This window comes from Candidatus Nitronereus thalassa (assembly GCF_032191465.1).
Taxonomy (GTDB): Bacteria; Nitrospirota; Nitrospiria; order Nitrospirales; family UBA8639; genus Nitronereus; species Nitronereus thalassa.
In genome coordinates this window covers 1,446,405-1,470,313 of sequence record NZ_JAQOUE010000001.1, presented here as the reverse complement: position 1 = coordinate 1,470,313, position 23,909 = coordinate 1,446,405, and the positions used below count along the sequence as shown (strand labels likewise).

The 23,909-nt window shown below is 48.9% G+C and carries 19 protein-coding genes; 15 read left to right on the top strand and 4 right to left on the bottom strand.

What is annotated here, in order from left to right; all coding sequences use genetic code 11:
* The 10 genes from PPG34_RS06595 (at position 1) to PPG34_RS06550 (ending at position 11,504) form a co-directional block, all read left to right on the top strand.
* Positions 1 to 1,827 (top strand): citrate/2-methylcitrate synthase, encoded by a 1,827-nt coding sequence (locus tag PPG34_RS06595; RefSeq protein ID WP_313832369.1) that lies wholly within the window; start codon positions 1 to 3, stop codon positions 1,825 to 1,827.
* Between the two features lie 85 nt (positions 1,828 to 1,912).
* Positions 1,913 to 4,159 (top strand): aconitate hydratase, encoded by a 2,247-nt coding sequence (locus PPG34_RS06590; RefSeq protein WP_313832368.1) that lies wholly within the window; start codon positions 1,913 to 1,915, stop codon positions 4,157 to 4,159.
* Positions 4,160 to 4,172: 13 nt separating this feature from the next.
* Entirely contained in the window at positions 4,173 to 4,916 is a 744-nt protein-coding gene (locus PPG34_RS06585) for a 4Fe-4S dicluster domain-containing protein (protein ID WP_313832367.1), read from the top strand.
* 20 nt (positions 4,917 to 4,936) lie between these two features.
* Complete coding sequence (locus tag PPG34_RS06580; RefSeq protein WP_313832366.1) at positions 4,937 to 6,523, top strand: FAD-dependent oxidoreductase; 1,587 nt, start codon at positions 4,937 to 4,939, stop codon at positions 6,521 to 6,523.
* 107 nt (positions 6,524 to 6,630) lie between these two features.
* Complete coding sequence (sucC, locus tag PPG34_RS06575; RefSeq protein WP_313832365.1) at positions 6,631 to 7,815, top strand: ADP-forming succinate--CoA ligase subunit beta; 1,185 nt, start codon at positions 6,631 to 6,633, stop codon at positions 7,813 to 7,815.
* A 118-nt stretch (positions 7,816 to 7,933) separates the two neighbouring features.
* The gene (sucD, locus tag PPG34_RS06570; RefSeq protein ID WP_313832364.1) at positions 7,934 to 8,803 is read left to right on the top strand and encodes a succinate--CoA ligase subunit alpha; all 870 of its coding nucleotides are present in this window, start codon (positions 7,934 to 7,936) and stop codon (positions 8,801 to 8,803) included.
* 269 nt (positions 8,804 to 9,072) lie between these two features.
* Positions 9,073 to 9,561 (top strand): FKBP-type peptidyl-prolyl cis-trans isomerase, encoded by a 489-nt coding sequence (locus tag PPG34_RS06565; RefSeq protein ID WP_313832363.1) that lies wholly within the window; start codon positions 9,073 to 9,075, stop codon positions 9,559 to 9,561.
* An 87-nt stretch (positions 9,562 to 9,648) separates the two neighbouring features.
* Positions 9,649 to 10,173, top strand: coding sequence for an ester cyclase (locus PPG34_RS06560; RefSeq protein WP_313832362.1), 525 nt, complete (start codon positions 9,649 to 9,651; stop codon positions 10,171 to 10,173).
* A 126-nt stretch (positions 10,174 to 10,299) separates the two neighbouring features.
* A complete protein-coding gene (locus tag PPG34_RS06555) occupies positions 10,300 to 11,175 on the top strand; it encodes a hypothetical protein (RefSeq protein WP_313832361.1) in 876 nt (291 codons plus the stop codon).
* 146 nt (positions 11,176 to 11,321) lie between these two features.
* Entirely contained in the window at positions 11,322 to 11,504 is a 183-nt protein-coding gene (locus tag PPG34_RS06550) for a hypothetical protein (RefSeq protein WP_313832360.1), read from the top strand.
* Here PPG34_RS06550 and PPG34_RS06545 read toward each other — a convergent pair.
* From PPG34_RS06545 to recQ, 3 genes are all read right to left on the bottom strand, one after another.
* Complete coding sequence (locus PPG34_RS06545) at positions 11,479 to 13,503, bottom strand: FAD-binding protein (RefSeq protein ID WP_313832359.1); 2,025 nt, start codon at positions 13,501 to 13,503, stop codon at positions 11,479 to 11,481. The two genes, PPG34_RS06550 and PPG34_RS06545, sit on opposite strands and share 26 nt — an antisense overlap.
* A gap of 472 nt (positions 13,504 to 13,975) precedes the next feature.
* Positions 13,976 to 15,730, bottom strand: a complete 1,755-nt coding sequence (locus PPG34_RS06540; protein ID WP_313832358.1) for a DEAD/DEAH box helicase — start codon at positions 15,728 to 15,730, stop codon at positions 13,976 to 13,978.
* 159 nt (positions 15,731 to 15,889) lie between these two features.
* The gene (recQ, locus tag PPG34_RS06535) at positions 15,890 to 18,100 is read right to left on the bottom strand and encodes a DNA helicase RecQ (protein WP_313832356.1); all 2,211 of its coding nucleotides are present in this window, start codon (positions 18,098 to 18,100) and stop codon (positions 15,890 to 15,892) included.
* 360 nt (positions 18,101 to 18,460) lie between these two features.
* Between recQ and PPG34_RS06530 the strand changes: the two genes are divergently transcribed.
* From PPG34_RS06530 to PPG34_RS06515, 4 genes are all read left to right on the top strand, one after another.
* Positions 18,461 to 18,802 (top strand): STAS domain-containing protein, encoded by a 342-nt coding sequence (locus PPG34_RS06530; RefSeq protein WP_313832355.1) that lies wholly within the window; start codon positions 18,461 to 18,463, stop codon positions 18,800 to 18,802.
* A 315-nt stretch (positions 18,803 to 19,117) separates the two neighbouring features.
* On the top strand, positions 19,118 to 19,756 hold the full coding sequence (locus tag PPG34_RS06525; RefSeq protein WP_313832354.1) for a hypothetical protein: 639 nt from the start codon (positions 19,118 to 19,120) through the stop codon (positions 19,754 to 19,756).
* Between the two features lie 249 nt (positions 19,757 to 20,005).
* Complete coding sequence (locus PPG34_RS06520) at positions 20,006 to 21,799, top strand: aminopeptidase P family protein (protein ID WP_313832353.1); 1,794 nt, start codon at positions 20,006 to 20,008, stop codon at positions 21,797 to 21,799.
* Between the two features lie 114 nt (positions 21,800 to 21,913).
* On the top strand, positions 21,914 to 22,225 hold the full coding sequence (locus PPG34_RS06515) for a hypothetical protein (RefSeq protein ID WP_313832352.1): 312 nt from the start codon (positions 21,914 to 21,916) through the stop codon (positions 22,223 to 22,225).
* 94 nt (positions 22,226 to 22,319) lie between these two features.
* On the opposite strand, the gene PPG34_RS06510 is transcribed toward PPG34_RS06515, so the two are convergent.
* Complete coding sequence (locus PPG34_RS06510) at positions 22,320 to 23,027, bottom strand: hypothetical protein (RefSeq protein ID WP_313832351.1); 708 nt, start codon at positions 23,025 to 23,027, stop codon at positions 22,320 to 22,322.
* Between the two features lie 246 nt (positions 23,028 to 23,273).
* Between PPG34_RS06510 and PPG34_RS06505 the strand changes: the two genes are divergently transcribed.
* Positions 23,274 to 23,909, top strand: coding sequence for an FMN-dependent NADH-azoreductase (locus PPG34_RS06505; RefSeq protein WP_313832350.1), 636 nt, complete (start codon positions 23,274 to 23,276; stop codon positions 23,907 to 23,909).

Genomic DNA, 23,909 nt, shown 5'->3' with positions numbered 1-23,909 from the left:
ATGAGTATTTTGGCAACGAAAGATACCCACGTAGTAATTCAGGGCGGTGTGGCCGGCGTGAACGCGGCTAAACGGATGGCCGAGTTCCGATATATGATCAAACAGCCATTGAATGTATCCGCCTTTGTCTATCCGCCTGATGCCGGTAAATTCAATGAAGTGATTTGCGGGAATCAAATAGTGATGATTCCTATTTACAAAACCATTGCGGAAGCCACGGCGAATCACCCGGAGATCAATACCAGCTTAGTGTATGTCGGCGCCGATCGTGCCTATGCTAGCGCCAAAGAAGCTTTGGATGATTCCCACATCAAAACAGTGTCTATGATTACTGAGGGCCTTCCTGAAAAAGACGCCAAGCTTTTGGGAAAACATGCTCGGGGTTTAAAAAAGACGTTTAACGGGCCTTCCTCAATTGGCGTGATGTCTGCTGGCGAATGCCGTCTGGGCGTTATCGGCGGAGCGTTTGATAATTTAGTAGCTTGCAAACTATATCGCCCAGGTTCATTCGGGGTCATCACGAAGTCGGGTGGCCTGTCTAACGAAATTATTTGGATTTGTTCGCAGTTCGCTGATGGGATTACTACGGCCATTGGCATCGGGGGGGATGCGTATCCGGGCACGGATTATGTCAGCTATTTGGAAATGTTTGAAAACGATCCCCAAACCAAAGCCGTTGTGATCGTTGGAGAAATGGGTGGAGATTTGGAAGAACGTGCAGCTGAATGGTATGGCGCGAAGAAACGCCGGATTAAATTGCTCGCAGTGGTTTCCGGTTTCTGCCAGGAAAGCCTACCGAAAGGGATGAAGTTTGGCCATGCGGGAGCCAAGGAAGGACTGAAAGGTGAAGGGTCAGCCCGAGCGAAATCCGAAGCCTTGAAGAAATCTGGAGCGACAGTGCCTGATACTTTTGGCGCGTTGGGACCTGCGATTAAAGCCACTTATGAAGAGCTGTTGAAATTGGGACAGGTTAAAGCCATTCCTGAGTTGACGGAAACCGAGAAGCCTGCGTTGCCTCGGAGTGTGGAGCAAGGCATGGCCGATGGCGATATTCTCGTTACTCCACTTATTAAATCGACCATCAGTGATGATCGGGGGGATGAGCCTTATTATCAAGGGTATCCCGCTTCTGAGCTTATTAATAAAGGGTATGACATTACGCATGTGATTGGCTTGCTCTGGGATGGCCGATTGGTGTCCAAGCAAGAAGCCGAAATTATGCGGCGGATCATTATTCTTTCCGCGGACCATGGCCCTTGTGTCAGTGGTGCGTTAACGACCATCATTGGAGCTTGTGCGGGGATTGGAATGTCTCAGGCAGTCGCGGCTGGGCTGATCATGATTGGCCCACGCTTTGGTGGAGCCGTTACGGATGCCGGACGCTACTTCAAATACGCCATCGATAACAAGATGGCCGTTAATGAATTCTTGGGTTACATGAAGCAAAATGTCGGACCAGTTCCGGGAATTGGCCATAGGGTGAAAAGCCTTCGAAACCCGGACAAGCGGGTCAAAGAACTTGTCGGGTACGTGAAAAGTTTAGGTATTCCCACACCGCATCTAGATTTTGCGCTAGAGGTGGAAAAAATTACGGCAGCCAAAAAAGATAACCTAATCCTAAACGTCGACGGTACCATGGCGGCAGTCTTAGTCGATATTGGCTTCCCGGTGGATAGTCTCAACGGGTTCTTTGTTCTGTCCAGAACCATTGGACTGATCGGCCATTGGACGGATCAAAAGCGGCAAGGCAGCCGATTGATTCGATTGTTTAATTATTTAGTGAATTATGCAGCCCCTAGTCGTCGGGAAGTGCCACCACTGAAATAGTCAGGTGGTTTCTAACAATAGACTCCGATGGATGGCCTGAGCCCCTTCGGCCTAAGCCACCTCGGATGAATGCGGAGAAAATATTATGTCGATTGATTTAGTCAAAAATTTATACGCAAAAATGCCAGCGGCCATTGACGCCGCTCGGAAAAAATTTGGTCGAGGTTTAACGCTCGCTGAAAAAATCCTGGTGTCCCATGCTGATGATTTGAATACTCAAGCCTGGGACCGAGGCAAGGCCATGTTGGCCCTTCGGCCTGATCGCGTGGCCATGCAAGATGCTACGGCCCAAATGGCTATGTTGCAGTTCATTCAAGCCGGCAAAAAGAAGGCCGCTGTGCCGAGTACGATTCATTGCGATCACCTCATTCGGGCGGAAATGGGTTCTGAAAAAGATCTCATGATTGCCAACCAAGAAAATCGGGAAGTCTATAACTTTCTGGCGTCCGCCGCGAAAAAGTATGGCATTGGTTTTTGGAAACCTGGCGCAGGCATTATTCATCAAGTGGTTCTGGAAAATTATGCATTCCCTGGTGGGCTCATAATCGGAACAGACTCTCATACACCCAATGGCGGTGGGTTAGGTATGTTGGCCATTGGCGTCGGTGGAGCCGACGCTGGCGAAGTGATGGCCGGACTTCCCTGGGAAGTGCTGCATCCCAAACTGATCGGTGTAAAACTTACGGGTAAACTCAGTGGTTGGGCATCTCCCAAGGATGTGATTTTGTATATCTGCGGAAAACTCACGGTAAAAGGTGGCACAAACAAAATCGTCGAATACTTCGGTCCAGGCGCTGAAACGATTAGCGCCACCGGCAAAGGCACGATTACCAATATGGGCGCGGAGTTGGGCGCGACCACGTCGGTCTTCCCCTTTGATCAAAAAATGGTGGACTATCTCAAGATTACCGAGCGTGAGGATATTGCGAAGTTGGCTCAGGCCAATAAAGAATTGTTAGTGGCTGATCCTGAAGTCTATGCAAATCCCGAAAAGTATTTCGACGAAATCGTGGAAATTGACCTGTCGGCGTTGGAGCCGCATGTGGTCGGTCCGCATTCTCCGGATTTAGCGCGACCCATTTCCAAATTAGCCGCCGAAGCGAAGGAAAAAGGCTATCCCGTTGAGCTAAAAGCCACGCTTCTCGGAAGCTGTACGAATTCTTCCTATGAAGATATTGGCCGGGCCGCCCATATTGCTCAGCAAGGTTTGAAAGCGGGCTTGAAAGCCAAAACTGCATTTTTAATTTCACCAGGTTCCGAACGTATTTTCCATACTATGAAACGCGATGGTTTCATGAAGACGTTTGAAGATTTAGGTGCTACGGTGTTGGCGAATGCTTGTGGCCCATGTATCGGTCAATGGAAGCGCGCGGATGGAGTCAAGGGGAAAGCCGATTCCATTGTCAGCACGTTTAACCGGAATTTTCCTGGTCGGAATGACGGGATTGCTGAAACCTTGTCATTTTTGGCGAGTCCGGAATTAGTGGCTGCTTATGCGCTGACTGGGAATTTAGGATTCGATCCCATTCACGACACCATCAAAACTGCGGATGGCAAGGACATTAAGCTCGATCCTCCTCAGGGGGAAGAATTGCCAGCCAAAGGGTTTGCCAAAGGCGAGGAAGGCTTTGTCGCTCCAGCGGAAAATGGCGAGGGTCTGGAAGTGGATCTGCCTCCTACCAGTGAACGGCTTCAATTGCTGCAACCATTTCCAAAGTGGGATGGCAAAGACTTTGTGAAACTTCCATTGTTGATTAAAACCAAAGGGAAGACGACGACTGATCACATTTCTCCTGCCGGGCCTTGGCTCAAGTTCCGTGGGCACTTGGATAAAATTAGCGACAACATGTTCCTTGGCGCCAACAATGCTTTTGCGAGCGAGGCTGGCAAAGCCAACAATGTGTTAACTGGGGAATCAGGACTGACGCCGGCGCAAGTTGCCCGTGATTATAAATCGAAGGGCATTGGGTCGTTCGTCGTTGGTGATGAAAATTATGGCGAAGGCAGCAGCCGTGAACATGCCGCGATGTCGCCACGGTTCCTTGGTGTCCTTGCCGTGTTGGTGAAGAGTTTTGCGCGTATTCATGAAACCAATTTGAAGAAGCAAGGCATTCTTCCCATGACGTTCGCCAATCCTTCGGACTATGATCAGATTGAGCAAGAAGATCGGATCAGTGTCACAGGTCTGGCCTCTCTGGCTCCTGGAAAACCCGTGTCCGTGGTGATTCATAAGAAGGATGGCAAGGAAATTACCATACAAGCCAATCACAGCATGACCGAGCCCCAAATAACCTGGTTTAAAGCGGGTTCGGCTTTAAATGCCTTGAATTAACCAAGAAGGATGGGTGGCTTCCTACTTGGAAGTCACCCAATTGCCTATGACCACTGAAAACGAAAATACGGTCGATCAAGAGCATGCCCAAGAACCGAAGATGGTGACTGTGGAAATCGATGGGAAGGCCCATCAAGTTCCCGCAGGGATTACGCTGATGAAGGCGCTGTGGTATGCGGGCCATGAGGTCACTCGTGGCGCAGGATGCCTAGGTGGTTTTTGTGGCGCATGTGGAACTTACTATCGAACCAAGGATGACCCGAAAGTCAAAACCTGCCTCGCCTGTTCCCATGCCGTGGAAGATGGCATGTCTTTTTCGTTTGCTCCGCCGTTTCCCGCGCGGAAGGCCGTTTACGATCTCAATACCCTCGAAAATCCTAAACAAGATTTGTTTGAGTTGTATCCCGAGGCGCCTTTATGCCGGAATTGTAATGCCTGCACAGAGGCTTGTCCGCAAGGCATCGATGTGAGAGAAGGCGTGTGGAAAGCCGTTTTTGGTGATTTTAAGGCGGTGTCGGAAACGTTTATGGATTGTGTGATGTGCGGCCTGTGCGCGCCGGTCTGTATTGCCGATATTGCGCCGAGCTTGGTCGGCGTCTATGCCAGTCGAGCCTATGGTGTGCGAGAAATGGAAAAGCCCGCGGGCCTTGCTGATCGAATTAAGGCCATAGAAGAGGGACAATACAAAGAAGATTGGGACCGCGTCTTGAAAATGTCCGATGACGAATTGCAGCAAGCCTCCGCGAATATTAAATAGGGGGAGTGACTTTTTCATTTATGGATATTCATGCACTTCATCAAGTGGTCCACAATTCTCGCGATTCCCGTCGTGCTCAAGCCTTACCCAAACTGAGTCCTGCCGAGCGTGATACGCTCATAAAAAAATACCATCCCGATCATCGCGAGGCGGCGTATCGTCCCGTGGCTTTCGGTCCAAATGCGGGCGATCTGACGGTTCGAGAATTGGCTTCGGTATTGGAAGGGGATAGTCCCGTTCCTACAGAGTTGACCCTGACCCCAGATTATACAGTTGATGTGTTGGTGGTTGGCGGCGGCGGTGCTGGTTGTGCCGCAGCACTGCATGCCCATGCCGAAGGAGCAAAAGTCCTGCTGGCGACCAAGTTGCGCCTAGCCGATTCGAATTCCGTCATGGCTCAAGGTGGCATGCAAATCGCGGTCGCTCCTAATGATTCCCCGGTTCAGCATTTCCTGGATACCCTCAAGGGTGGTCATATGAAAAATGACCATGACCTCCTGAAAACTATGGTGGAAGAGGGTCCTTCGATTGCGAAGTGGTTATTAGAATTGGGTGTGTTGTTTGATCGAGACCCCGATGGCAACTTGCATGTGAAAAAAGGGGGTGGCAGTACAAAAGAACGCTTGTTGACCTGTTCCGATTATACCGGGCTGGAAATCATGCGGGTGCTGAAGGATGAAGTCCTGAACCAAAAGATTCAGCTGCTTGAATTCGCCGCTGCGATCGAATTGTTGAGTGATGAACAGGGGACATGCACCGGGGCCGTACTCCAAGATTTGGATAACAAGCGGTTTGTCGTCGTGGCGGCCAAAGCCGTGATTTTGGCCACGGGTGGAATCGGACGTCTGCACATTCAAGGATTTCCCACGAGTAACCATTATGGGGCTACGGGCGATGGTCTCGCACTGGCGTATCGAATGGGCGCTCCACTTGTTCAAATCGATACTTTCCAATATCACCCGTCGGGTGGCGTATATCCCGAACAATTGGTCGGCCAGCTCGTGACCGAGGGCATTCGGTCAGAAGGCGGACATTTGGTCAATTCAAAAGGTGAACGGTTTGTGAATGAGTTGGATACACGCGATGTGGTGTCGTCATCGATTATACGAGAATGTGAAGAAGGGCGCGGCATACGTACCGCCACAGGTCGGGTTGGTGTCTGGTTGGATACTCCGCTGCTCGAAGCTGAACAAGGAGAGGGGACGTTGGATAAACATTTCCCGGCCATGGTTCGGCAATATGAACGGTATGGCGTGGATATTCGAAAAGACCCCGTGTTGATCTATCCGACACTGCATTATCAAAACGGTGGCGTGAAGATCGATTCCAATAGTGAAACATCAGTGAAGAATCTATTCGTGGCTGGGGAAACCTCTGGGGGGTTGCATGGGCGTAATCGGTTAATGGGGAACTCGCTGTTAGATCTCATGGTATTTGGAAAACGTTCGGGACTCACCGCAGCATCGAGAGTGAAAACCGCTTCTCAGGGGAAATTAACGTTAACCCATTTGCAACGCTTCCGGGCCGAAAGCAAGAAACATGGTGTCACCAGTCAAGTCATCTCCCCGATGGTGTTGCCCGCGTATACGCGAACGCAGAATACATAAGACGTATCTCGTCATTTCCCCTTTGGCAAACTAGGAATGACAACATACAATCAAGTGGTCGAGCAGGGCTGGCCCCAAGAGCAATTTTAACGAAAAAAGGGATCTGTATGAACATTCACGAATTTCAAGCGAAACAGTTATTTGCTCAATTTGGAGTGCCTGTGCCCAAGGGCAAAGAAATTAAAAGTGCCCGGGCTGCCGAAAAATGGGCGGCGGCGCTTGACACCCCAGTGTATGTGGTCAAAGCGCAAATCCATGCAGGAGGACGAGGCAAAGCTGGTGGCGTGAAGATCACAAAAAATCGTGACGAGGTTCCGGGGTTGGCGCAAGAGCTCATGGGAAAAACCCTCGTGACGCATCAAACGGGTCCAAAGGGCAGAAAAGTTCGCCGATTGCTCATTGAAGAAGGCGCAGGAATCGACAAGGAACTCTACCTTAGTTTACTCGTCGATCGGGATACTGGGCGTCCGGTCTTCATTGCTAGTACCGAAGGTGGAATGGAGATCGAAGAAGTGGCGGAAAAGACCCCGGAAAAAGTCATCAGGGAAACCATTGATCCGGCCGTTGGGTTTCAAGCCTACAACGGGCGCAATCTGGCCTTTGCCCTAGGCTTGCCTGCGATTGAAAAGGCGGTGGTCAATCCGTTCATTCAAATGCTGGGGAATTTGTATCGCTTGTTTATGGAAAAGAACGCGTCCATGGTGGAGATTAATCCGCTGGTCATTACCACGGAAAAAACGCTGATTGCCTTGGATGGCAAAGTTTCTTTCGATGATTGCGCGTTGTTCAAACATACGGATATCCAGGCCCTCCGCGATTTGCACGAGGAAGAGCCGATGGAAATTGAAGCAGGAAAGCATAATCTCAACTACGTGAAACTCGACGGGGATATCGGCTGTATGGTGAATGGCGCAGGGCTCGCTATGGCGACAATGGATGTCATTAAGCTAGCCGGTGCCGAACCCGCGAATTTCTTAGATGTTGGCGGCGGAGCGACGAAAGAGACCGTAGCCGCCGGATTTCGCATTCTCCTCAAGGACAAAAAAGTCAAAGGCATTTTCATCAATATCTTTGGTGGAATCGTGAGATGCGAACGTATTGCCAACGGCGTGATCGAAGCATCAAAAGAGGTCGGCATTAAATTGCCCGTGGTGGTTCGTCTCCAAGGAACCAATGCCGAGGAAGGCCGAAAGCTTCTCCTCGAGTCAGGCTTAAAGGTAGATGTGGCCACCGACCTCTGGGAAGCCGCGCAAAAGATTGTGGCCATGAAAGGCAAAAAGAAAAAGGGGTGAGGATGTTAAATTCCTGTGCTCCCGGAGCGCTCACCTCAGAAGGTGATCGCTCGACGGCCGCAGTGAGAACTCAACTTCCTCACGAAAAAGTGAAAGAAGAAAAAGGAAGGAACGGAGAATGAGTATCTTAGTGAATAAATCAACGAAAGTCGTGGTCCAGGGTATTACTGGAAAAGAAGGTTCCTTTCATGCCACGCAGTGTAAGGCCTATGGAACACAGATTGTGGCAGGGGTGACTCCTGGAAAAGCGGGGCAAGAAGTTGAGGGCATTCCGGTATTTAACACCGTTCGCGAAGCTGTTAAAAAGACCGAAGCCACCACGTCGTTGATTTTTGTACCGCCTCCCTTCGCGGCAGATGCCATTCTCGAAGCTGCAGATGCGGGCATTTGGTTAGTGGTCTGTATCACCGAAGGCATTCCGGTCAATGAAATGGTGCGTGTGAAACGTGCGCTCCAGAGCACCCAGACCCGGTTCATCGGCCCCAATTGTCCAGGGATCATTACAGCAGACGAATGTAAAATCGGTATCATGCCGGGCTTCATTCATAAAAAAGGCAAAGTGGGGGTGATCTCCCGTAGCGGTACCCTTACCTATGAAGCCGTCAACCAACTCACGAATTTGGGGCTTGGCGAAACGACGTGTGTCGGCATTGGCGGCGATCCCATCATTGGAACCGGATACATTGATCTGCTTCAAATGTTCGAGCAAGACGACGAGACCGAAGCGGTCGTCATGATCGGCGAGATCGGTGGTGATGCTGAAGAAAAAGCCGCGTCCTTTATCAAAAAAGAAATGACCAAACCGGTTATCGGTTTTATCGCGGGGATCACGGCTCCTCCTGGGCGACGCATGGGCCATGCTGGAGCCATCATCACTGGCGGAAAAGGCACTGCCAAAGAAAAAATGGCCGCCTTGGAATCTGCTGGGGTTCGAGTGGTCAAAAATCCAGCGGAAATTGGCGAGACAGTCAAAGAAGCTTTGGGTTGATGGTTCTAGCTTTTTAATCAAGCGACAAGACCTCCTCTGTATGTATTGCTATTCATCAGCTTCTATTCGGCCTGGTGATAAAATCTCCCAGGCCATTTCCCAGTTCTAGAATTTCCACCAAGCACACCGGCCTTGCAACGTACAAGCAAGGTCATTAGACTCAAAAACGGGTAGAGAAATCTGCGAGTTTCTTCGTGGCAGCCCGCTATTATTTCGCAAGCCTTTCTTCTGGTTAAGAAAGGACTTTCGACTCACAGAAAGGAAAATCAATGGCGTTACTTATTGGCGAAAAATCGGTCGTTAGCATGCATTATAAGCTCATGGATGAAGCAGGAAAGGTATTGGATAGTTCAGAGGGTGGGGAGCCGTTGGCGTATCTACACGGAGCGGGGAATATCGTCTCAGGATTGGAAAAAGCCCTAGTGGGGAAAAGTGCCGGAGATTCTCTGACCGTGAAAGTGGCGCCTGCAGAGGGCTATGGAGAGGTTGACCCCAATGGCATAAAGGTCATCGAACGTGCAGCATTCGAAGGTGTCGATGTCGTGGAAGCAGGGATGGCATTCGAAGCCAAGGCTCCGGATGGGACTGCCCAGCACATTGTCGTAACCAAAGTCGAGGGTGACGAAGTCACCATCGATCTAAACCATCCCTTAGCTGGCGTGACGTTAAATTTTGACATCCAAATTGTCAATGTCCGGGAAGCTACTCAAGAAGAACTCGACCACGGCCATACTCACGAAGGCGGTCATGCGCATTAGTGAACTGCTTAGGGAAAGGCAGAAATTGACTGACGCTATGTGTGTTGTACCCATGTAATAAAGAACCATGAGCTCAATGGAGGTGTGATGGGTAACCTATCCTCAAATCAGCAAGTGATGGTGGATGTCTTTCAGCAACATATGAATGCTGAAATGGACGGCGATCTCGAAGCTACTATGGCCACGATGACGGACGCCCCTCATCTCCATAACATACCCGTGAAGATGGGTGGCGTAGGCCGGGAAGGAGTGCGTCAATTTTATGCCAACCACCTGATTGGAAAATTCTTTCCGCCCGATGTCGAATTCATCAACGTGTCAACTACCATTGGGGAAGAGCAACTGGTGGAAGAAAACGTGATCAAGTTTACGCACACCATGCCAATCGATTGGATGCTTCCAGGAGTCCCTCCCACTGGCCGACGTGTGGAAGTCGCGGTGGTAGTGATCGTCAAATTTGAAAATGGCAAAGTCGCCCACGAACATATCTATTGGGATCAAGCCTCCGTACTTGTGCAACTCGGCCTCCTAGACCCATCCGGCCTACCAGTAAGCAGCAGCGACAGTGCACAAAAGCTCCTCGACCCAAAGCTCTCAGCACGAGAAATGTAAACTTGTGACCCGTCGTCGCCAAAAAATGTAACTCATTAGGCTACTGGGAGAGTATTGCTTTTTCGTGGGTGGGGAAGAGCAGAGTGGCATTGCAAGACTTGATCCTACCTTTCCTTTCTAAGGCTTATGATGAACATTTTTGAAAAATATCCGAAGAGCAAATTTCTTAAAACCCTTCCAGAGGATTCAGGCATTTTTTGTCTTCGTGAAAGAATAATTGATCTTTTTTGTTGTTTTGACGGGTTAGAAGATTCCCATTTTGAAAGCCAACTTGACCAAGATCCATTAGCACGACTATGGGAGATGATGGTCGCGAAGATCTTGAAGAGTGAAAAGTATAAACCAACGAGCACTGAACATGGGCCAGACTTTGTCATGGAGAAAGATGGTAAAAAGATATTTGTAGAGGCTATTTGTCCAGGACCAGGAGAAGAAGGTAACCCCAATTCAGTTTCGCCGATAAAGTATGGCGCTTCGGTAGCTGAGAGAGTCCCGGTCGATCAGATTGTTTTACGTATTTGTAGTGCCCTCGATGAAAAAAAGAAAAAATATAAGGAATATCTCAAATGCGGAATTATATCGAGAAGCGACATTTGTGTAATTGCTATTAGCTCATCGAAGCTTAGTCCGAGAGCTTGTTTAAGTCCACCGGCAATTATGAGAGCCACTCACGGTTTGGGAGCCCCTTATGTGATATTTGGTCCTGGTACCTCTGATGCCAATGAGGGCATTAGGTATTGTGAGAGTATTCCGAAAGCCAGTGGGGAGGAAATTGATACAAGGTTTTTTTTATCTGGGGAGAATAGTTTAATCTCAGCGGTGTTGTATTCCGACTGCTCATTTTTCTCACTGGCCTTTGACTTATTGGCTGGATCAATGATTATCCACAATCCAAAGGCACGAAACCCACTTCCCCTGGGATACTTAAAACATATAAATGAAATTTGGACGATTTGCTGTCACGACAATTCAAAGTGGCAGGCGTACCCATTGCACTCCTAATCCTGCTTAACAAAACATCTTCTGAACATTTCCCAAATGTATGAGAAGAGTCAGACTCGGTTGACTTGGCTGAGAATTGGGAGATGACATGCGAATTGAGTGATTGTTCAATTTGCCCACCAATTCTTCAGAATGGAAACCTAATTGTGCTTTCCCGCCTTCGTGCTCGGGCGGAAATGGTTTTGGGTCCTTTTGCCGAAACAAAAGCCTGTCCTGAGCGGAGTCGAAGGAGGCCTCGTTGCGCGGGCGCGAAAGCCCTCATTCAATTAAGTCCTGAACAGTTTTCCTCTGAACAACAGTTTGTCAGCGCAAGCCGATTCGATCGGTAAAGACATTCTTAAACGTGCCTTGGCGATTGAATCGTTGGAACGTTGCGCGGAATTGGGGCCATTTGGGATACATCCGCTCAAAATTCGTATTGCGGCTGTTGATTCGATCAAAATGAAGCCCCCAATGCACACGGACATCGCGCTCATCTAGCATCGCTTCCTCAATCAATTGCAAGGCTTGCATGCCGCCTTCCGTCCCTTTGGCCATCAGAACTTCGAACATGACCGTGCCTTGGTCAAATGCTGACACATTGTCGTTCGGATCTGCATATTGGGGCGAGGCATAGGCCGTCGTCGGTGCGACGAAACGGACTGCCACCGGCGCAGTGTGGAATAACTTGTTGGATTTATTCTCTTCGGCCAACTCGATAATCCGATCCATGATTTCGATGGTGCGTTCAATGGGAAAGGCGACCTCCAACCCATAGCCCCCAAACAATTTTCCGCCTTTGGGGAAAATCTTGTAGCATTTATTGCGCCGCTTTATGGGTGTTTCTTTAGGCTTGATCTCTTCACCCATCCAGCCGATCTTGCCGGAAGCACGAACGCCTTTCTTCGCAATCCAAGCATCACCGGGAAAGATATCCGCCACTGTAAAGCCTCGGCCTTCTGCTGGAGCCTTGATCCAGTCGATGACCCCAATTCGCTCGAAAAACTTGGTCAAACTATCCATGAATGTTCCGCCAATGGTGCGGGTCTCGTTGGTTTCCAATCGCAGGTTCATGGCCATGGGGTTTTCACCCTTGAAACTTACGCCATCTTTGCCGCCCGATTTGGCTTTGGTCGGGCCAATCAAGAGTGAAATGGTGTCCCAGCGTTCAACAAAGGCTCGCATGTCAGAATAGCGAGAAAAACTTTCTTTAAAGGCTGACCAGGTGGAAATATAGGTCCACTCATTCATCCAATAGAATTCACGAGTCGAGATGACGGCGGAATAGACAATTCCCATACAGCCAAACGAACAAATGACTGAATTGAACACATCATCATTTTGAATGAGCTCATCAATGCCGTTTTCACGCCAATTGCGCGCCTCGGTAATCCCATCCCGAGGTTCAATGCGGTACGTCCGTCCACCCTCGCCTACCAATACTAGGCTGAGTATCATGGCTGGGAACGGCCCTCGCTTGAGGCCTGATCCATGCGTAGAAGTCGACACTGCGCCCCAAAAGGTTTGTCCATCGTAGGTGCCTTGATTTATCAAGGCCTCACCGGACTTCTCCAACTCTTTGGAAATTTCAATGATCGTGCGCCCAACTTGTAATTCTGCCATTCGCCGCCGCCGGACATTGTTTTTGAGTTTATTTTTGCGGGTATTGTTCATCGGCAACATTTTGTTGAGATTTTTCGTCTCCACAAAAATATCCTCCGTGACGCCGATTTCAGAAAAAGAATGGCCGGAGCCGATGGCGCGTACTTTTAACCCATTGTCGGTCGCAATTCGGCAGATGGTTTGCAAATGACTCAGGGTATTCGGCTTGTAAATTTCCAAGGCATCCACATGCTGAAATTTCAGGTAGCTATTCCATTTTCGATCCAATGCCTTCGGTACCCGTAGGTTTTTGAGGATCGCACGCTTTCTCTCGCGGATCTGCTGAATTGTCTCCTTCTTCTCCACCTTGGCATCCTGCACACGATCCTTTTTCTCGTTCCGAATATCATGCCTCTTATCTTTCTTCTCTTGTTTCGCAACTTTAACCGTATCCTTTTTTCCCTTGCGAACATCTTTTTTCGCATCCCGCTTGGCCTTGCCGGTTAGATCGGATTGGCGAACATCCTTTAGCCCCTCACGTTTATCTTGTCGCGCATCCTTCTTCACGGCCTTGGTTTCCTGGCGTAGGTCTTTTTTTTCTGCTTTTGCGTCTTTGCGGGCGGTTTTCTTTACCTCCCTGGAATCTTGGCGAGCGTCTTTTTTGTCGGCGCGAGCATCTTTCTTGGCCTTTTTTATTTCTGCTTTACGTTGTTTCTCAGCTGCGGATTTTTTCTTAAAAAGCCCCATGATTACTCTCCTTTAAAACAAAAAAATAAAAACCTAATAAGTCCTATGGCGAATGAACCCTCTCCTAGGCCATGCGTTTTGACCGAGTTGTCGTTTGGTTGATCCCGAGAAGACCCGGAATCATAGACGAAAAAACCAAAAAAAACACTAGGTGAAAATATGTGGGGGGAAAATAGAGCCGTAGGTGCGGTCGGGGAAGGTCCCCGGGCAGGGTTAGTTTAACCAGGGACTTACAGGTACCATTGAACGAATTCCTTTCTAAACCTTACTAATCGCCGGTTTGAGATTTTTCGCGTTGTTCTTCTAGTTATAAAAAAAAGATCCTTCACTCCGTTCAGGATGGCAAAGAAAAGAAAAATCTTGTTTTCCGATTAAGGATGTCGGGAATGACACGGTTGTGCGTCGGCAATGGGTAGATTGTCCAGACAGATTTCTCGTCTACTAGACACGAAATATCTTAATTCCCACCTTCCTAGTCCCTCTCCAGCCGAATACTTACCTTCTTCCCTTTCAACCTCGTCCTCCCAATCGCTTTCATAATGTCTCTCGCTAGTTCTGCCGGAACTTTCACAAGCGAGAATTGATCGTCTATTTTAATAGGCCCGATCATTTTCGATGGCAGCCCGGCTTCATTCGCAATCGCACCGACGAGATCCCTTGGGCCGATGCCCGCATTTCTTCCAGCACTGAAACTTAGAGTTGCCATTTTTATGCTAGGTCCACCACGATCGCGAGGGCCAGCTGGTCTGCCAGTCTCACCTCGTATTTTTGCCCCGCGCGATCTTTCCTGTGGTGCCTGTTTTGATCCTTGAGGTCTCCGAGACTTTTCCATTTCGTGGCCCCGAATGACAGGAATTTCTTCTTCCTTGCGTTCTCCCGATTTCGATCCATACGCGAGTTGAATTGCAGCCGCTGCCACATCGACAGGGTCAAATTTTTCAATAAGCGTGTTGACGACGTTTCTAAACTGTTCAAACTTGTTGGCCGTTAAGATTTCTTGAATAGAAGTTCCTATGCCTGTCAGTCGCTTGGCTTGGAGATCGGCGACGGTGGGAAGCGTGGCCATTTCGATTTTAGATTTCGTGAGTCGTTCGATGTTTTTCAGCAGCCATTGTTCGCGTGGTTCGACGAGCGTGATGGCCTCACCCGTGCGTCCGGCGCGGCCAGTCCGTCCAATACGATGGACGTAAGCTTCAGGAGACGATGGCACATCGTAATTCATGACATGCGAGACGTGAGAGATATCCAGCCCTCGGGCGGCGACGTCCGTGGCCACCAATAATTCGGTCTTGCCTGACCGGAATGAGGCCATGACGCGATCGCGTTGGGCCTGGTTGAGGCCGCCATGCAGGCCTTCACTTCGGTAACCGCGGGTGTTGAGCGCAGAGGTCAACTCATCGACTTCCAGGCGAGTTCGACAGAATACGAGTGTCGATTTTGGGGTGGCCATATCCAGGATACGAGCCAGAGCCGCCACTTTGTGAGGTCTGGTCACAAGGTATCCTATTTGGTTCACGCGAGGCGCTACTCCAGCTTTGATGGGTTCTTTGATAATTTGGATTTCCACCGGGTCTTGCAAATGTCGGCGTGCGATGGAGGCAATCCGTGGGGGCATGGTCGCTGAAAACAAGGCGGTCTGCCTGGTCTTGGGAGTTTGCTGAAGTATGGCATCCAGATCCTCCGCGAATCCCATATTGAGCATCTCATCCGCCTCGTCGAGGACCACGATTTGTAGATCCTTCAGCTGAAGGGTCTTGCGGCGGATATGATCCAGTGCACGCCCTGGCGTGGCCACTACGACATCGACGCCACGTTTCAGTGCGACGAGTTGGGGGCGGATCGCCTGGCCACCATAAATTGCAAGGATCCCAATTCCTTGTGCCTTCCCATAACGATGGACAGCCTCGCTGACTTGGATGGCCAGTTCGCGGGTTGGTACGAGAATGAGGGCAAACGGATTTTTTTGCCGTGTCGAATGTGCGAGGCGTTGCAGCAGTGGTAGCGTAAAGGCAGCCGTCTTGCCGGTTCCTGTTGCGGCCCGTCCGATAAGATCACGTTTGGCCAATAAGGGAGGAATTGCTTCTTGTTGGATTGGCGTGGGCTCTTCATAGCCTAACGTACCCAGTGTGGTTAACAATGGGGACTCGAGTCCAAGTGTGCTGAAGCCAGGAGATGCGTCCTTTGGGGATAGCGTGCTTTGATGGTGGGTGATGTCGTGCTTATTCATTGAGAGTCTCAAAAACCTTTCTGGATTGGGCCTTGGTACAAACTCGTCTGATCGGAAATGTACCCGAAAAGGAAGTTGAAGGCGGGGATGTTAAATTCGTACGTGTTTCAATGATGATTTGGTTTGACCGTTTGACAGATTAGTGTATCACAGCGATCTTTATCCCTGCGATGTTTTTCCGTGAATAGCCCGAAATAGGCGAAGTTGGCCGTAATCACATAGGTTGCCGAGGATTTCTTTGGCTCCCGTGAGATTGCTGAAACCGGTTTGGGCAAAGGCTTCCCTCATTCGGGCCTTTAGCTCGTGCGGGAGAAGTCGATCAACCTCTATCAATTCTCCGGCTTGGAGGGCTTGTTCCAAATGCCCATAAATAGTGCTCGGGACCAGTCCGCGCTGTTGAGCAATGTGTTCAACCGAATCTCCAAGCCGAAACCGTTTCAGAGTTTCTTGAACGGTAAGCCCTAGTGGTTTCTTCCGCGATGAGACAGGTGGAGGCGCCGAAGAGGAAAGGGGTTCTTTGGGAAAATCCTGGCGCGGGTGCTTGGCCACATATTCCGTAATTGTTGTGAGAAACTCTTTCCCAAATTCTTGTAATTTCCTATTTCCTACGCCGCTAATCTGAAGGAAATCTCGTTCGCTGGTTGGATAGTCTCGTGCCATCTGGCGTAGCGCCACATCAGAAAAGACGACATAGGCTGGAACATCCCGTTCATCGGCCAACCTTTTTCGCAGTTGGCGCAGGTGCTTGAAGAGCGTTTCGTCATGGGCAAGGTCTCCCACGGACGATTTTTTCCTCTCGGGCGCACTCATAGGTTTTGTTAATATAATTTGCGGACGTTCACGAAGAAAGCCTCGGCCTTGGGCAGAGAGCTCCAAAATCGTAAAGGGCTCCGTTGTTTGTTCAAGGTAACCCAGGCGGATGAGTTCTCGGCAGATGGCGGCCCATTCAGGGCGGCTGTGAATATTTTTCCCACTCCCATATGCGGCGAGTCGTTCATGACCCCATCGACGAATTTTCTCGGTGTTCGCTCCTGTGAGCACTTCGATGACATGATTGAGTCCCACACCAAAACCGCTTTTTCCCCGTATCTGCGCGATGCAAGACAGCACGGTGCAGGCATCTTCCGTACCGTCAACTGTTTCCCTAGGCGAGAGGCAGTTATCACAGCTGTCACAATGTTCTTGAGGCCAGTTCTCCCCAAAGTACGATAATAGTTGGGCTCGTCGGCATGTCGTGCCTTCGGCATACTGTACCATCTGTTGGAGTTGGGTGCGTGCAATCTGTTGTTCCTCAAGACTCGGCTTTTCATTAATAAAATGTTGCTGCTTGACGGCATCCCCCGCACTGAAGAGTAGGAGGCATTCGCTGGGTAAGCCATCGCGGCCCGCACGGCCGGTTTCTTGATAATAGCTTTCGAGGTTTTTGGGCAGATCATAATGAATGACAAACCGCACATTGGGTTTGTTGATTCCCATCCCGAAGGCAATGGTGGCACAAATGACCTGTACTTCATCCCGAAGGAATAATTCTTGATGGCGTGTTCGTTCCTTGGCCGTCAAACCTGCATGATAAGGTTGGGCTTTGATGCTGTTTGCCTGTAACCGTTCCGCCAATAATTCCGTAGTTTTCCGGCTCTGACAATAAATGATTCCGCTTTCCTGATCTTGTGTTCGGAGAAAGGACAGAACTTGTTCTGTGGGATTGATTTTGGCCAGGACACGATATGTGAGGTTTGGTCGATTGAAGCTGGCTACGTAGGATGCTGAGTCACGAAGTTTCAGAAGGGCCAAGATGTCTTGGTGAACCCGTTCCGTGGCTGTGGCAGTGAGTGCCATCATGGGGATCGAAGGGAAACGTTCACGAAGTTCTACGAGCCTGCGATATTCCGGTCGGAAGTCATGCCCCCATTCACTAATACAATGAGCTTCATCAATGGTGAGAAGATTCACGTTCCATCCCTGTAGATCATTTAAAAACCCTGGAAGCATGAGCCGTTCCGGGGCGATGTAGAGCAATTGGAAAGTACCCTGTTGCAAACCCTGCAGCCGAGTTCGTGTCTCCTCCATGGTCAGTGAGGAATTCAAACAGGTGGCGGCAATGCCATTGGCTTGAAGTGCATCAACTTGATCTTTCATAAGAGCAATAAGCGGGGAAACCACCACCGTGAGCCCGGATCGGGCCAGTGCCGGCAATTGGAAGCAGAGGGACTTTCCTCCGCCTGTTGGTAATAAGGCAACCACATCTCGTCCGGCGAGAGCATCGCGGATGATTTCTTCTTGAAGAGGGCGAAACGATAGGAAGCCAAAATGTTCCTTGAGGAGGCGGAGGAGAGGAGTTTGATTTAAAGCACTGGCGTCTTTGGATTCCATGGTGAGAAATTGGGTAATACTTCCGGGTGTGTTGGGTTTTGCCTTCAGGCGTGAGGGAGATTCATTGGTTCGAGTCCATTTTGCATGAGCTGAAGGGCGCTCATCAACAATTTATGGATTTTTTAAACTATAGCGGGTTGCGGGAAGTCTATTTAAATCAGAAGGGGAATCCCCAATCAGCGTGACGCCTCCTCTCTAAATTCGTTCATTTTTTCCTTAAAAAATACAGATATTTTAGGGAAAATGGCTGTTTTCTTCTCTCTTCATGGGAATTGATCGGAATGATGCGGAGAGATCTGGTAAAAAATCCCCAAGATCCTTGGCCAAACGGCCGAAGAAGAAGAGTTAGGGGTTTTCTTTATGCACATTACTGAACATATTCATGATGGTGTTTGGATTCTGAAAGTTTCGGGACGTTTGAATTTCTATTCCCGTAAGACGTTCCAGGCTGTGATGCGCAACGCCGAACGTGGTTCCACGGATCATGTGATCATTGATCTTTCCCAAGTCGATTTCGTCGATAGCGTGGGTATTGGGTTATTAGCACTTTCCCAAGCCCGATTGGCATTGCAGGGCATGGTGATGAGCCTTGTTGGACCTCGACCCGCAGTGAAAAAGATCCTGGATGTGGCGAATATTCCTAAACTCATCCCTGTCTATAAAACCGAAGCCGAGGCCATAGGCCTTCCAGTTTCCGCTTAATTTCCTTTCCTAGTCCTTTTCCTCAGTTATTCTCCTCGGTCTAGTTATCGCTTCATGATTTCCCGTTTTTTACTTCCCTAACATTTATTTTGTTTATAGGTGTATTACCATCGATGTCGTCTCGCGATGATATGAGTATGTTCATTCGATCGTGCGGGAATCTTCTGTTTAATTTGAAATAATTGGTAGGGGTGATGACGTGGTTCGAGTAGAAAAAATTCTAGCCACAATGGTACGCAAAGGTTAGTATGCGATTTTTTCGCCGTCCATGATTCGGAAATTACATCAGACATTTCACCAAAAGGAGGTTGGGTTATGCCTGTGTCCCTGTCTTTGAAATCTTACTCATCGAAGCTCCGTGACCAAATGCAACCCGGAGACATTATTGCGTTTGGGGGCAAAACACAATTTAGCCAGGTCATCAAATGGTTTACGGGGTCTCCGGTGAGCCATGTGGCCATTTTGTTGAAAACGCAGCGACCGGAAGCTAAAAAAGATGGGTATTACAACCAAATTATTGAATCCACCGTAAAGGAAGACAAAAGCGGGGTCATCGTTTCCCGGTTGTCGCGTGCGTTGCAGCATTACACTGGAGAAATTTGGTGGCTTCCTTTACATGAGAAGGTTCGAGCAAAGCTCAATTTGGACAAGTATTTCGATTGGTTAGAAGCACAGGAAGGAAAAAAATATGATATGGGGCAGCTCATTCCCTGTGCTCTGGATTTTCTAGGTCCTTTAACCAAAACGCAAGAAGATTATGAAAAGTTGTTTTGCTCGGAATTGGTTGTGGGAGCCTTAAAGGCTGGAGGAGTCGTTCCCAAAAAAGTGAATGCGTCGGAAGTAACGCCGGAGGACTTGATGAGTTGGAATATTTATGCCAATACCTACGTCCAGTTGAAAGGAAAGCGAACAGAAATCAAAGCCCTAAATTCGAGGCCAATCGAGAATTCATAGGAACGGGATCTTTTTATCCATGTTACCTAACTTATTATAAGAACTGCCAAGGGATTATGCTTAATGGCTGGAGGCTTTCGGATTGCAGTAGCCTTCGGTGGTGAGCTTCGCTATGAAATTCGAAATTGGTCTGCATGGCTTAGCGGGTAGAAACAAGAAGCTGAACTGCCCTCACAGGGATGATCGTGCTATGATGGTTGTATTACAAAAGGAAGTGGAGCGAAAAAGAGTGGGAATTGACGGTGATCCATGAGTACTGAGTCGAAGATTCGTGTTCAGAAATTACGTTCGGAATTGGCTAAGCAGGGCTTGTCCGGATTCATCGTTCCGCATGCGGATGAGTATCAAAATGAATATCTTCCCGCATGTGCTGAACGGTTAGCCTGGCTCACGGGATTTACCGGGTCGGCAGGCACGGCGGTGGTGTTGGTAGACCAGGCCGTAGTGTTTGTGGATGGCCGTTATGTTTTACAGGTGCGAAATCAAATAGACCTGGAGATTTTTGATCCTCAACATATCTCAGAAATTTCCATCAAGGAATGGTTGCACTCCGTCCTGAAGCGTGGAGACAAACTTGGGTATGATCCTTGGCTACACACGCCGAAGGATCTTAAGTCGCTCCGGGAAGGGTGTGCCCGCATCAAGGCTGAACTGGTCCCTTGCCAGCCCAACCCGATTGATATCATCTGGTCTGATCGGCCTGAGAGCCCCCGGGCTCGAGTGATTCCCCATTCGATTCGTTATGCAGGCCAGTCCTCTGAGGAGAAACGGAGGGATCTAGCCAAAGGACTTAAGGAGGATCGGATTGATGTGGCGGTATTGACCGCTCCGGATTCCATTGCTTGGCTTTTTAATATTCGAGGGGGGGATGTCTCGCACACCCCCCTGCCACTGAGTTTTGCGTGCTTGCGAAGTGATGAATCGGCCATGCTGTTTCTTGACAGTCAAAAGGTCTCTGCAGAATTACGAGATCATCTTGGGCCTGGCGTTCACGTGGTTCCTGGGGAAGAATTCAGACACACTTTGGAACATCTGGGACGAGATCGCTGCCGAGTGTTGTGTGATCCACAACGAACGGCCAGTTTCATTTTTGATCAACTAGAAAAATATGGTGCCGAGATTGTCGAGGGCAAAGATCCATGTATTTTACCAAAGGCCAGAAAAAATTCGGTTGAAGTAGAGGGTTCCAGAGAGGCGCATATTCGTGATGGTGCCGCGGTGTGTGACTTTCTGGCTTGGCTGGCGGCGGAGGCTCCCCTGGGAAAATTGACTGAGGTGGCTGTTCAAGATTATCTCGACGCATGTCGTGAACAGCAAGCGCTATGGAAAGATCAGAGTTTTCCCACTATTTCTGCGGCAGGGTCCAACGGTGCCATTGTGCATTATCGGGCTACAGAGGCTTCTAATCGAGCGCTCGCACCAGGTTGCTTATATCTGGTGGACTCTGGTGGGCAATACTTGGATGGGACAACGGATATTACCCGCACCGTGGCTATTGGAACTCCGACACAGGAGCAGCGGGATTGCTACACAAGGGTCTTGAAAGGCCATATAGCTCTAGCGACTGCCGTCTTTCCCAAAGGTACGACCGGCACTCAACTTGATACCTTAGCCCGACAACCCCTATGGGAAGTCGGATTGGATTATGATCACGGAACTGGCCATGGGGTCGGGAGTTATCTGGGGGTTCATGAAGGACCCCAAAGAATTGCCAAAGCCCCCAGCACAGTGGCACTAGAGAAGGGGATGATTGTTTCCAATGAGCCGGGTTATTATAAAGCTGGAGAATTTGGAATTCGCTTGGAAAATCTGGTTCTGGCGGTATCGACCCCTTCTTTTGGTCAATCGGACCGCGAATGGTTAGCTTTCGAGACCCTGACTGTGGTTCCGTTTGATCGCACTCTGATCAATTGTTCCTTACTTACCTCCAAGGAAATAGATTGGGTGAACACCTATCATGACCGAGTTCGAGTCACTCTTTCCCCCCTTGTTCAGTCCCGGACAAAAACTTGGTTGGATGATGCCACGAAGGGATTGTTATAGGGCCTGAATGCCTAGTCGTTTTGTCTTCCTTGCGTTGCCCCCCTCCCGATATGACACAATCTTATCAGTGAAATCCCGTGTTGTTGACCTTAACCTTTTGGGGGCGTGTTTGTAATGGAAACGGAAGAACAAGAATGCCAGATTTCCGAGAAAATTCGGGCTCAACTTGGAAACCATCCACAGGTGGAAGACATTATTGTGAAGGGCGACCTTTTACAATTACATGTCACCAAAGAATTTTACGAACGTCTAGCGATTGATCGTGAGCGAGGCAGGAAAATAATGTTGGGGTTGATGCAGCAAATGAAGTCCCTCACGGGGAGAGATGAAGTGACTGCTTGCGTGTATTGTGAAAAGGATAAGATGATCGAGGCCAAAACCAAGCGATGGGGGGGCGATAATGTTACCTATCGGTATGACCTGTGAGCCTCTTGGCTCCAGGGTGGAGCTACCTATTATATCGTATCTATTGGAGTTTTCTCAGTCTTTGGTTCTCTGAGAATGTGCCGATGTTCCAAAACTATATTTCTTGTTCCTTTAAATGTAAGCCGGGGTGAGCTTGTTGTAAGGCGTCTCCAAGATTAGGGCCCTGATGGGTCATTTGGACAAAACCGACACTTTCGTCAAGCCCGACAAGTTCGAGGACGAGGACGCCGCCTTCAGGTGTCTCCCATATGGACTCCCACGGACCACAAGTTTTTTCCTGCAAGCATTGGTAGAGATCCCCAATAAATCCCTGTAGTTTCACTGAGGCTTCTTCATGAGTTTCTTGAGGTGTGCCATACCGGTTGGTAAATTTTGTTTTCAGTTCCTTAAATAATTGCATGCCTTTGTTGCCGTTCGCATCCCGTTCGATCGGTTTGCTGGCCCAATGAGTTTTCACCAACCCCAATTCATTATCGAAGACTAATATTAACGAGCCGGCATTGGCCAATTCTTGTGCCCGTTGGCCTAGTCGTACTGCCGTCGCTCGTTTCCAAATTGGCCATTCTTCAGCTATTTCTATTTCTAGTTGCCTAAATTCAGCAAGCTGAAGCCCCCATTTCCATTCCAAGAAATCGGGAATGGAGCCAAAAACGGTAGTGGAAATGAGAAGAAATATACACAGACTCAATCCAGTCCATTTCGTTACTTTTCTAGAGATCCAGCCATGGCCTTTGTTCAAGTAGGGTGGCGTTTTCCATTCGAAAGAATTGGAGGAATATTGGATGGGTGTGGTTGGTTTCACGAGGATCCTAATTGGTATTTTTGTCTATCGTTTGTAAGTGAGCAGGTCTCACCAGGGTACATGCTTGGAGGGGTATAGGCGAATACGTCGAATAGCGTATAGATTTCATGCCCGCTATTCTGCGATAGAATTAATGAAGCCGTTAGCGAAATGACAACAAAACAATATGGAGTGAGGATTTAATTCAGATCTTATCGATCGTTGTGGATTCCAAAAAAGTCCTAGTCGGTATCCTGCTTCTGACCTATGGCCAAATTACTCTACATTGATTCTTCGATTGGAAAAGAACGTTCAGCACCGATGTTGGATGTGGGAAAAGTGTTTTTAGATGCCTATCAAGAAACACACCTGAATGATCAACTTGAAAAAATCAATGTGTGGGATGCCAACCTAGAGCCTCTGGATGAGATTACGTTAGATGCTAGCTATGCCATCATTCATCGCATGAATCATACGCCTGCGCAGGCGGCTGCGTGGGAAAGTATTGTGAAAATGGTCAGTCAGTTTAAGTCAGCAGATAAGTATTTATTTGCTGTCCCGATGTGGCATTTAGGAATCCCTTACCGACTCAAACATTATCTGGACTTGTTGCTTCATCCTGGCCAGACATTTCAATTTTTGCTTGGAGAAAATCCTCAAGGGCTGATTACGGGGAAACCCGCAGCGGTGATTTATTCACGGTTTGACGGATATCAAAATGGTTCGGGATTTGAAAATTATAAATCACAAAAGCGGTTCATGGAAAAAGCTTTGAGTCTCATTGGGTTTACGAAGATTCATTCTATTGTGGTTGTTGAGCCCATGCCCGGCGCCCATCAATGTTCTGACCCTGAGAATTCTCGAGCCAAAGATCTTGCCATCCGAATGGCCACAAGTTTCTAG